At 40.7% G+C, this 12540-nt stretch carries 5 protein-coding genes; 1 reads left to right on the plus strand and 4 read right to left on the minus strand.

Features of this window, described 5'->3' with window-relative positions; all coding sequences use genetic code 11:
• Positions 1–138: 138 nt before the first annotated feature.
• On the minus strand, positions 139–2484 hold the full coding sequence (rnr, locus tag AFM12_RS06775) for a ribonuclease R (protein ID WP_055145707.1): 2346 nt from the start codon (positions 2482–2484) through the stop codon (positions 139–141).
• Positions 2485–2660: 176 nt separating this feature from the next.
• Here rnr and AFM12_RS06780 point away from each other — a divergent pair, with 176 nt between their 5' ends.
• On the plus strand, positions 2661–3722 hold the full coding sequence (locus AFM12_RS06780) for a ferredoxin--NADP reductase (RefSeq protein ID WP_055145710.1): 1062 nt from the start codon (positions 2661–2663) through the stop codon (positions 3720–3722).
• Positions 3723–3853: 131 nt separating this feature from the next.
• On the opposite strand, the gene AFM12_RS06785 is transcribed toward AFM12_RS06780, so the two are convergent.
• The 3 genes from AFM12_RS06785 to AFM12_RS06795 form a co-directional block, all read right to left on the minus strand.
• The gene (locus AFM12_RS06785) at positions 3854–4846 is read right to left on the minus strand and encodes an aspartate-semialdehyde dehydrogenase (RefSeq protein ID WP_055147776.1); all 993 of its coding nucleotides are present in this window, start codon (positions 4844–4846) and stop codon (positions 3854–3856) included.
• Positions 4847–5024: 178 nt separating this feature from the next.
• Positions 5025–8630 carry a GEVED domain-containing protein gene (locus AFM12_RS06790; protein WP_055145713.1) on the minus strand — a complete coding sequence of 1202 codons (3606 nt, stop codon included), beginning with the start codon at positions 8628–8630 and terminating at the stop codon, positions 5025–5027.
• Positions 8631–8748: 118 nt separating this feature from the next.
• Complete coding sequence (locus AFM12_RS06795) at positions 8749–12534, minus strand: GEVED domain-containing protein (protein WP_055145716.1); 3786 nt, start codon at positions 12532–12534, stop codon at positions 8749–8751.
• Positions 12535–12540: the final 6 nt, after the last annotated feature.

Genomic DNA, 12540 nt, shown 5'->3' on the forward strand with positions numbered 1-12540 from the left:
TTGACCGAATGACTTTTGCGATAAAATGAGGCATAAAGCAAGATTCCGTAACGTTTTGAGATACATTTTGAATGGATTTGTATCTCAAAAACGGTGTTAAGCTTTCAAAAATTGCACTTGACTAACGACGTGCTCTAACTACCTCCTCCTTCTATTCTTCCCTTTTCCTCTTTTCGGCGGAATCACACCGCGACTTTTGCTTTTCCTGTTTCCGGATGATTTCCGGCCTCTTGAAAAGCCTCCTGACTTTTTACCTCCATTGCTGCGTACTGGCTGGCCGTCCACTTCCTCTAAGTTTAAATCAATGCTTCGACGTTCGAGGTCCGTTTCCTTGATAGTCACTTTTACTTTCTCTCCAAAGCCGATAATACGACCGGTGCGTTGACCAATTATTCTGTAATTGTCTTCGTCATAATCGTAATAGTCGTCGGAGAGATCCGCCAGACGAATCATTCCCTCGCAACCAGTACCATCAATCTCCACAAAAATGCCAAAATCGGCGACTCCAGTCACCACGCCATCGTAAACCACATTACGATCCTGATAGCTCATGTACTCCACCTGCTTGTATTTAATGGAAGCTCTTTCAGCTTCAGCCGCCATTTTCTCCCGGTCGGAGGAGTGAGTGCATTTGTCTTCGTAGTCGTCTTTATTCAGGCTTTTACCGCCGTCCAGATAATGCTGAAGCATGCGGTGGGCCATCATATCGGGATATCGTCGTATAGGCGAGGTAAAATGACTGTAATGCTCAAAGGCTAGCCCGAAGTGCCCCTGCGGAGCGGTGCTGTAGCGGGCTTTGGACATCGTTCTTACGGCCAGCGACTCCAGCACATTCTGGATAGGCGTTCCTTCAATTTCGGTCATTAGGTTATTCAGCGATTTAGAGAGCTGCTGCTGAGATGACACATTGATTTTGTAGCCCATTTTACCAGCGAAAGACGCAAAAGTATTCAGTTTGTCAGGATTAGGCGGTTCGTGAATACGATACACCATGGTGGGTGGGTTCTCGACTTCACCATCCGTTTTACCGCCTTTCTTTTTGGATTTCGGGTCAAACTTTGAGAAGAACACAAACTCAGCGACTTTCTTATTAGCCAGCAGCATGAATTCTTCAATCAACTTGTGGGCATCTTTCCTGACTTTCTGATAAACACCTAATGGTTTCCCCTGCTCATCCAGTTGGAATTTCACTTCATTGGTCTCAAAATTGAAAGCTCCTTTTTTGAAGCGGTCTTTCCTAAATGTTTTTGCCGTTTTATTGAGAATTAGTAGGGCTTCATGTAGCTCAGGGCTAACATTATCAGGCAAGGTTTCTCCGAAAGGAAGCTCCAACAGTTCCTGTGCTTCCTCATAAGTAAAACGTCGGTCTGAATGCATTACACAGCGACCAAACCATTCATTGAAAACTTTCCCCGATTCATCAATCTCAAAAATGGCGGAGAAAACCAATTTGTCTTCGTTAGGCCTTAAAGAGCAAAGACGATTCGACAGCTTTTCTGGCAACATTGGAATGGTTCTGTCTACCAGATACACCGAAGTAGCTCTTCTGAAAGCTTCTTCTTCAAGCACATTGCCGGGTCTCACATAATGCGTAACATCCGCAATGTGAATACCGACTTCGTAATGACCATTTTTCAGCTTTTGAAAGCTGATGGCATCATCGAAATCTTTGGCGTCATACGGGTCAATCGTGAACGTGAGAATCTCCCGCACATCTCTTCTTTTATCGATTTCTGCCTTCTCAATTTCCTCAGGTATAGCCTCTGCCAACTTTTCAACTTCTTCCGGAAACTTCACGGGTAAACCAAACTCAGCCAGAATAGCATGCATTTCAGCATCGTTATCGCCTGATTTGCCGAGCACCTCAATGACCTCGCCTGTAGCCTGTTGAAAATCAGACGGATATTCTTTGATTTTGACAATGACCAGGTCATTGGTTTTGGCATGATGAATATGACTTTTGGCGATAAAAATATCTTCGTGAAACTTTCGGTTATCAGGTTTCACGATGGCGTAATTGGCGTACAGTTTTATTTTACCGACGATCTCCGTCCGTCCTCTTTTAACCACTTGTGTTACCCGTCCTTCAGGGTTCTCACCTCTTCCTCTTCCCAGTAATCTAACTTTGACCGTATCGCCATCCACGGCCCCTCCCATCATATCCGAATTGACAAAAATGTCTTTCTGCCCGTCTTCGTAACGCACAAAACCAAATTTTGGGTTGACATGATCTAACGTCCCAGTCACTTCAGTACTGGTATCGCCTTGACCTTTGGTGAATTTTCCACGTCCAACTTTGCTGACTTTCCCTTTCTCTTCCAGTTCTTCCATGATCAGTTTGAAGAAAACCTGATCGTCTTTGTCATAAACATTGAAGTGATTATAAAGGTCTGAGAAGGTGTAAGGTCTATCGCTGTGCTCTTCAAAAAACTTCAGAATATCTTCTTTGAGGAGCTTAACTTCATTTTTCTTTTTTCTTGCCATTAGGCCTATTTTTCTAATTTATCTTGTACCAATAATGGTACTGTTATGCGAATGTCAACATTTATTTTTTGAGTTTAAACCCATTGACTTCATATTGGTTAAACCAAAATTAGCCATAGATGGTTTGTCTGTTGTAGTTTTGTCTGCCCCAATCATAAGAGAACATCAAGAAATCAATGAAGACATATTTTTTGCAGGTTAAAGAGGTTATCCAGGAAACTGAAGATGCTATCACCATTGAATTTTGGCATCCGCTTGCAGAGCAAATTAAATATAAAGCGGGTCAGTTTATCACGCTGATTGTACCGGCTGATAATGGTAAAAAGGTTCGCCGAAGTTACTCTATGTCCTCCTCTCCGCATACCGATACTGCTGTAGCCGTGACGGTCAAGAGAGTCCCGGGAGGTTTGGTGTCCAATTACCTGTGTGATCAGGTCAAAAAAGGGGATTTCATTGAGGTGATAGAGCCAATGGGCAATTTTTATGTTGAGCCCAATGCTGAAAATGAGCGGCACGTGGTATTGATTGGTGCCGGTAGTGGCATTACGCCTTTGATGTCAATAGCCAAGTCTGTTCTCAAAATGGAACCAAAATCAAAGGTTTCGCTGATCTATGGAAACAGGACCGTAGAGAGCATCATTTTCTGGAAAAAGCTGATGGATATGGAGCTGGCCGATCGCAAACGCTTCAATGTGGTCCACGTGCTTAGTCAGGCCACGGACTCATGGGCCGGGTATCGCGGACGAATTAATCAGGCCAATATTGTGGTCATGCTCAAAGAGCTGGACATCCATTTCCGGTCAGAAAAAGAAGAATTCTATCTCTGTGGTCCCGTAGGCATGATGGATGAAGCTCTAGGAATTTTTGACGTTTTTGACGTCCCGAAATCGCAGATCTTCAAAGAAAACTTTAACGCTCCAATGCTGGATGAAGAATTGGAGCTACCCGAAAACGAAAGTCTTCAATCGCGGGAAGTGACTGTGAAATATATGGGCGACGACTACACGTTTAAGGTAGAACCACACCAAAGTATTTTGGATGCAGCATTGGAGCTTGACATTGACTTGCCTTACTCTTGTCAGGCGGGTATGTGTACGGCCTGTCTGGGTAAATGTGTGGAGGGTAAAATTAAAATGGACGAAGATGATGGCCTTACCCAGGCCGAGCAGGAAGAAGGATGGGTGCTCACCTGTGTTTCGCATCCGCTTACTGATGGCGTGGTGTTAGAAATTGAGTAGCGTTTAAACGCACCTAGAATAAAACCATGTACACTTATGTGCCTATGTCGTTAAAAAATATTAAGAATGAAGTCCAAAAAGAAACCCCGAAAGCTTTCGCCTTCGGGGACTTTTTATGCTTTGATTTATGATCAGATCATCTCTTTGCCAAGCAAATACTCAGCAATCTGAACCGCGTTAGTTGCAGCCCCTTTACGAAGGTTATCAGCCACACACCAAAGGTTTAGTGTATTATCCTGAGACTCATCTCTTCTGATTCTTCCTACCAGTACCTCGTCTTTGCCATGAGCATTCAAAGGCATCGGGTACACGTTATTGGCAGGGTCGTCCTGTACCAAAACACCCGGAATGGCTGCAAGAAGCTCACGAACGGTCTGAAGGTCATAATCATTTTCAAACTCAATATTGATAGACTCCGAGTGTCCACCAACAGTAGGGATACGTACGGTAGTAGCCGTCACACGGATACTGTCGTCTCCAATGATCTTGTTGGTTTCTTTGATCATTTTCATTTCCTCTTTGGTGTAACCATTTTCCTGGAACACGTCAATATGAGGAATCACATTCAGGTCAATTTTATGAGGATAGGCAGGATCTGTTACAGCCTTACCATCTCTTTCATCAAAAAGCTGATCTACGGCCTTCTTGCCAGAGCCGGTTACCGATTGATAAGTAGAAACCACCACACGCTTGATTTTGTATTTCTCGTGCAGAGGCTTCAAAAGAACCACCATCTGAATGGTAGAGCAGTTCGGGTTCGCAATAATTTTGTCTTCGCTGGTCAACACATCAGCGTTTACTTCAGGTACTACCAGTTTTTTGGTTGGGTCCATACGCCAGGCTGATGAATTATCGATCACCGTGATACCTGCTTCTGCAAACTTGGGAGCAACTTCCAGAGAAGTGCCACCACCAGCGGAGAAAATGGCCACGTTTGGTTTCATTTTAATAGCCTCTTCAAAACCTACCACGGTAAACTCTTTTCCCTTGAAGCTTACCTTTTTGCCTACTGAGCGTTCAGAAGCTACGGGAATGATTTCTGTTACCCGGAAATTTCTTTCGTCCAGAACTTTGAGGATTTCGCTACCGACCAGACCGGTAGCACCTACTACTGCTACTTTCATTGTTTTAATCATGCTCCCCGACCCATGGCAGAGCGATTAATGTGATTCAGGAGAGAGGTCTATTCTCCTTTTTTATCGTAGAGATTTCCTAAAAGGGTCTCTGTTAAACTGTTACGGGCTGCAAAAGTAATGCTAATTGTGGGAATAGTGAAGTGGATTTTCCTTAAAAACTGACGTTTCAATTCTCGCAACCTACTATCTCAGCCTTAAAAGCACCTCCCGATGAAGGACTTGCCATAAAGTCTGGCTGAAGGATTATGGAATTCCAGGCTTTGTAGGCTGTGCGAGCAGTATTAGTAATCTCGGCTTTTGAATCAATATAGTTTTTATCCACAACTTCTCTTCCTCCTGACGGCGACTTTTGAAGGTCCTGATAGTTTTGAAAATCTACACGAAAACTAGGTGTTGTTAGGTTTAAAGTTGTAGATCGAAGGTTCACCCTGTACTGATCTCCAATAGGCGTATTCAGTGGTAATTGAAAAGCAAATCTATTTCCTGAAACCTCTTCGGCAGTAAGCAAGGTTGAACCATTAAAGTCCCCGTGGGCCGATGAAAGCTCCAATTCAAAACTTTGAGAAAGTGGAACATTAGTTAGTAGGTTAACATTTTGACAGGAATAATAAGTAGAATCAGTGACATGTAATAATGTGTCATTCTTACCTGATCTCACATTAACCATAAAATCAATTGTTTCACCGTAGGAGGTACTTCCACAGATAGCCATATTATACGAAAATGCAGACCCATCCACCATTCTTACTCGTGCCCGCCTTAATCCCGGAGAAATTTGATCAGGGATATTTATAACAATATCAGAACTCCAACTTGATAATTTCCCTGCAAAAACCTGATTGTCATATATCTGATCATCACCATTAAAGTCAATCCAGACACCAAGAGCTTTTTCTTGTTTTAATTGAGCAAGATATCCTGTTTTTACGTTTAGGGTATAAGTACCTCCAGCTTGAACTGTCGGTACATTTTCATTTTGGGTTTTAAAACCCGTGCAACCAGAATCAAAAGTTTTAACCTCTGCTGGATTTTGTAATCCTGGCCCGGAAATGGACATTGAAGAAATCAATGTATTATTATCACAAGGATAGTAGTAATAAGGTCTGCAAAGAGAAATCAGATTCCCTGTTGTTTTTATTTCTTTTGAGTTTATTATCGATTGGCAAAGACAATTTGGATCTATAGAAGCAAAATAGATAACATACTCTGTATTTCGCTGCAAGCCAGAAATTAGAACATTCGTTATACTATCCTTTTTTAATTGAACTAGGCCCTGAAAATTCATTTCTATTGAATCCTTAACCTGATTAAAATCCAAATGGGTAGGTTTTGACGATCCTTTTACCTTTAAAATGTAAGCTACTTTGGCTTCTTTTTTTGATCGGAATTTCATGACGAAACTGGTATTCCCGGGGTTGATGACTCTTGGATAGCCATTATGAAAAATTGAACTATCTCCTTTTATATAAAGAGAGCTTTTAACTTGTTTTTCGAAATTTCCAGAAACTATCTTCAATCGGTATCTTCCATTGACCAATGTGTCTGGAATGATCCCTGAAACAGGCGACTGAGTACTTTCTCCGAAAATAATGTCGCTCACGTTTCCATGTAATGGGCTCAAAATTAGCTTAAACGGACCAGCACAATTGCTTTGGACAAAAGGGATCGTTACTTTTTCATTAAAACACAGGGTGTCTTTCTGAAAATTCCTAATTATTGCTAATTCAGGCGAAACAAGGCCTTTGAAATAATCTGTAGAATAAACCCCTTTGTAGGAGCTTGCCATAAAAAGCAATCCGTCAGACTCACGATAACGTAGGCCTCCCCAAGCACCTAATTTTTCAAGTTCTGTAGAAGTTATGACTTCCCATGATGGGTTTAAGCTTAAGAAGTTATTAGTGAAGTAAACCTTTTCGTTTGACGTGTAAAATAACTTATCAAGGTCTGATCCAACATTAGTAAAACTGTATGCAATGTCCTGATTGAGGGGCTCAGACCAGCTTTCACCCGCATCGAGACTAACATAGAGTGAGGCCGAATGCATTACAATAATTACATTCGGATTTTCTCTTCCTACTACTACCCTACTGGGATTGCCGTTCGTGAAATTTTTTACTTCCTCAACTATTCCTAAACCGTCTTTTTTCAAAGATACTTTGTATAGAGATCCATTCAGAAAGGCTCCATATATATAAACCAATGAATCGTTTACCGGAACCACCGAAGACTGATAGTGTATATATTGATTGAGTGTATAAATGTTCGATTCCTCTTCTCCTGAACCTACTTTAGAGGTTCTGTATAACCTTGTATAATCGTACAAACTACTGGCATCAATAATTGAGTATAAACTATTACCTACCGATTCATACCCAAGAATTGCCGGCACTTTTCTATCCAACTTATGTTTGTTCATTAATCTTCCTTTTGAATCCTGAATTAACAGAGTGTCAGACCAACCTACTGCAGGAGCTAATGAGACAACCAGATTAGGTTCGTCAATATCGAAAAAAGCCCCTTGGGTTGAATTGTAGGTGTTTCCAGGACTAAGAATACCGTCACCCGTAAAAACAGAACCATTCAAAAAAAGTAAATCCGGATTTTCTGCGTCTGAAAAGTGAACACTCGAAATACTTGGTGTAATAATATCAGACTCTTTACTCTGTAAATAGGGATACGAAGTATTGAAAAGATTTGCTAGATAGCGAATACTTATAAAGTTTACTAGAAGAGCACTTCCACCAGGGGATAACCAAATGTCTTTATCATAAGTCTGATTCGAAACCTTTTTCCAGCTTACTCCTCCATTACTACTAATCAGGATTTGGTTTCCACCCGAAAGAATTATCTCAGAATCACTTCCATAATTAAATGAAAGGTCGAGCCTCCAACCCAAAGAAGAAAATCTTGAACCATCTCCATTTATGGGTAAAATTACATCCGTCCATGAAACTCCACAATCAAGAGATTTTTTAGCCCAAACAATATTGTCCGCTGGCTCAAAAGAGTTCGGTCTTATATTAATGGCCCAAAAAACTTTGTTGCCAAATTCGTTTCTTGAAATAGCTAAACCAGTAAAGTTAGAGCTTGCAGAATTACTGATTGGGCTAATATTTATCCAAGGCCCCCCATATTGAGTTTGAGACTTCAGTATTTTACCATTCGAAAGTGAAATGTAGATTAGGTTATCCCTATCAAAATCAATGTCAGTTATCTTCTGTTTAGCATCAGAGGATGAGTTAGCCGTTACATTAAAGAAATAATCAAAGACCCCTGTACTCCTGTTATACCGATATATTTGATTTGACGGATAATAGGATACGAAGAGAAAAAGATCCCCAAGCCCATTATACATTAATCGACCAGAAGGAGTAAATGAACCTAGCTGAATCCAAGTTTGCCCTCCGTCATTTGAACGAAATGTACCTCCTCCATCATTATTGGTAAATATTTCATCAGGGTTTAAAGGATTTTGAGCTATTGAATTTGATCCTATTCTCGCTTCCTTTCTTTCCCAATGGGGATTTGCCTGAGAGATATCTTCACACAACCATAAGCCACCCCAAGTGGTTAACCAAACTCTTTTTCCAGTAGGATCATTTATGTCAAATAATGGCTCTTGAAACCCCGATGACATACCTACTGGCCCTCTCGCTTTCCAGTTAATAGCGGGCTGAGTGGTATGGTTAAGGGAGGATGAGAGATCTTGACTGTAAACGTCGAATGAGAGAACAGTAGTCAGCGTAATAAAGGCTGAGAGAATTAACCGCATAGAAGTGCAGATGCTTTTTTAGTGTTCCTAAACTAGGGAAAAAGGCAAAAGAAGAAAAGCCCGAAATGTCAAAATAGTCAAAAATCCCTAAGTTGATGCTCCGTACCTTGCCGAAACTTTAATTAGGATTACAACCTACTATCTCAGCCTTAAAAGCACCTCCCGATGATGGACTAGCGATAAAGTCAGGCTGAAGGATAACAGAGTTCCAGGCTTTGTAGCTAGTTCTTGAGGAGCTGTTCAGGTTCTCAGTAGAGACAATACTTCCCTTTCCGCTTATCTCATTTAAACCTTCTGGCAAAGTGGCCGATACAGCATAAACAGCGGGGCTAATCTTAAAATCAGCCGACTCATAACTCACCGCCACGGGGTCAGTAGAAACTACACGAAGTTTATAATGATCACCCGAAGGAATACCGTGAGGCACCTGAATATTAACAGGAAAAATAGCTGACAAGCCCGAAAGCAAAACTGTAGAATCTGCGAAATTACCGGTGGAATCTGAGAGCTCTACCCGGAACAGATTGTCGACATTATAGCTACCTGTCACTTCCATCACCACTTTTATTATTTCGCACTGACCTACCTGTTCTTTATCGAGATTCGCAAAAATGAAAGGGTCATTGGTTTCTACATTGATCAGATAATCTTCTGTTTCGCCAGTAATATAGGTGCCGCAGGAAGTCATGTCAGTTCCGGTTTCTATTTCAGTTTCGTCTGTGACTCTGAGCCGCAATCGTTTTATTCCAGGAGGGGTATTAGCAGGAACGGAGAGATTTAATTGGGGTGAATTATATTCTATGGAGGTGTTTGATAGCGTTTCATAATCATCTTCAAAGTCGCCATCGTCGTTTAAATCAATCCAGGCAGCCATTCGCCTTTTTGGAAAAGTGCCTTGGAAATCATGAATTTGAAGGAAGAGGATTTTATCTAAAATTCCGCCAATAATAGATTCTACCTTGTCAGAATTCAAAGAATAAGCCCCTCCGGACCATCCAGAATTAAATGAATTCAATATCAAACTTGAATAGGTTGGATAATTATATACACCCACTTCAGAAATGTAGGTGTCTGATGAACAGCCGTTAGTATGACTAGGAATACAATAACTTACAGGGTTTCCCGCCGTTTGCACGGTTAATTTTGACATAGAAGAAAAGCAGGTTTCTCCCGGTAATTTTGTGGCCACGTAGAGGTCATATTGAGTTCCAGCCAAAAGGCCGGTAACGATGATTGGGTTTGACTCATTTGCTAAAGCCAGAGAGCTGTCGGCTACCAAATAGGACAACCCAGAGGAATCAATACCCGTTATAAATTGCTCAAGGGTGGGAGTGGGATTACCTGATGGAACCGCCACATACCATACTTCCGCATTTTGACTTACAGGAGCGTTCAATACAAACCCATTATTGGTTTCATTGATGGCCTGCGGATAACCGGGCAAAAATAAAGAAGACCCCTGATTAATTTCAATAGGCTCAGAATCTGCATGAATGATGGGAACGGCCGTATTGGTGGAAATGATGCGAAGGCGGTAACCTGTACCTGAAATGGCTGAATTTGGAATCTGGCCATAAATGGGTGAAGTTTCTGAGGTGCCAATTTTAGTGGCGTTGCTGAAGTTACCATTGGCATCAGATAGCCAGAGCTCATACGAATTATGCTCCGAGAAAGCCCCGTTTCGGTAAAAAGTGACCTTTAGCGGTTCATTTACACACAAGGAGCTGGGGTATTTTGCAAAGATGATGCTATCAGCGACGGAGCTTCTAAAATAGTCTGTGGAATAGAGGCCGCTGTAATAAGTGGATACCAATAATCGACCGTCTGACTCGCGATACCAAATTCGGTTACGTTCATTACCGGGAAAATTTCCCGTGATTTCATTCCATATAGGAGACTGACTCAAAAAGTTATTAGTAAAAAATACACCGTCTGAAATTGATACAAAAACCTTATTCAAATTTGCCGGTTCAAACGCATAATAGAGGTTGTATGCATTCAAATTTTGTGTTTTATGCTGCCAAGTTTCGCCACCGTTCAGACTAAAATGGAGAGAGCCATATGAACCCCCAAAAATAATTTGAGGGTTGTCACGACAGACATTTAGTTGATTAAAATATAAATTTGGCAAACCTATTTCCTCATAAGTTCCAGTATTGTCAGGTAAAACAGAAATACGATAAAGATGGTTGGTTTCCTCTTCGCTGTAATTTTGGATTAAAAATTCATTTCCTGATGATGAATAAATATTCGGATAATTAAAATACTTATTAACAAGGATATTTTCTATCCTTTCTTTACCTGAGCCCACATCCAACACCTTAAAAAAGACTGTCTGATTGTTGATTTCGCTTGAAAACCTATAGCCATATATTACATTATTTATTTCATCATAAGCCAATGGGCCATAAGAGTTGCCAAGGTCAACGTTGTGATCGTCAAAATTTCCTTCCCGATCAAAAAATTTCAAAGAAGGGTCGGAGAAAAAGGCTAATTCCGGTTCATTTTTGTCTGTGTATTTTTTACTACCATACCCATAATATTGGGGAAATGAGTTAATGGGTTCAAGATAATCGATACCACCAAATGCCCAAGGTCTTAAATTCGAACCATGCGTAAATAGAAGCGAGTCATTAAAATTATTTGGGAAGTCCAGGTCATATACAAATGCAGTATTCAAATCTTTTCTTCGATCAGACGAAGAAATTTCAGATCCTGAAAACAAGCCAGCAATCAACTCAATATCTTGTTCACCCGAAGCAACAGCTGTGCCGGTTGAACTTACGCTTAGGTGGTTATCATAAGAATAAATAATAAAATTTGGGTTTGTAAACCATGACGACCCCCCATTTATGGAATAAACAAGACTACCCGAAAACATCGCAAATTTATTAGGGTCATCTTTGTCAACATGAAAGGATACATTACCTCGAAAATTGAAGTGAACACCACTAAATAAAGGGATTGACAAATTGACCCAGGTGTTTCCTCCATCATTACTTTTTCTAATCCAGTTAATTGAATTTTGATTGTAAGGGGCTTTGGTGTTTAAAGCGTATAGAATCTTATTGTTATTTGAGTCTTTCCCTATTGCTATTTCTGTATACTGTGATTGATTTGAAAGTGAAAGCGTCATAATGTTTGACCAGCTTCCACCTGTGGATGAAGAAGAGCGGTAGATTTTGCCGCTGGCCAGACCCACATAAATCAGACCATCATGATCAAAGGCCAGAGAAGTTGCAATAGGATCAGAATCTTGCCAAAAGGTAGCTTGAATATCTATGAATGTTTCGAATTCATATGTACTTCTATTAAACTTATAAACGGTATTAAATAAAGAATTAAAAGGCTCAAAACTGCAAGAATATAGCTCTCCCTGTGGATTATATTTTAAATAAAATGAATAGCTCGATTCATGAAAATTCCAGGTCTCTCCGCCATCGATTGAAATATAGAAATTGCCAAAAGTAGAAATTACCATTTCTAAAGGATTAACCGGGTTTTGTGCAATCGAAAAAACGCCCTCCTTTACACTTTCTACTTCATGCCAGGATGAATCTGCCAGGACATCTTTATTGTACCAAAGTCCGCTGTAAGTTCCCAGCCAAGCTTTTTTTTCCGATGGGTCATTTAAATCAAAGTGAAAATCTTTAAAACCTTCAGAAAGTGCTTTCGGTCCTCTAGGTTTCCAATCCACCGGTAGAGAAGCAGTTGTTTTTACTGTGTTCTGATCTTTATTATTTTGCTCTTCGGCTTTTCGCTTTAGAATCTCGGCCAGAAAGGCATCCTTTTTGGCCTGTTGTTGGGCAAAAAGAAGGGTGTCATAATTAACAGGATTTTGACCCTTTGCAGGAAAAGAGAGCACTGCAAACAGGGCAAAAAACAGCAGATAGGTGTGCTTCATTTGGTG

Origin of the sequence: Jiulongibacter sediminis (genome assembly GCF_001306455.1) — a bacterium.
GTDB lineage: Bacteria > Bacteroidota > Bacteroidia > Cytophagales > Spirosomataceae > Jiulongibacter > Jiulongibacter sediminis.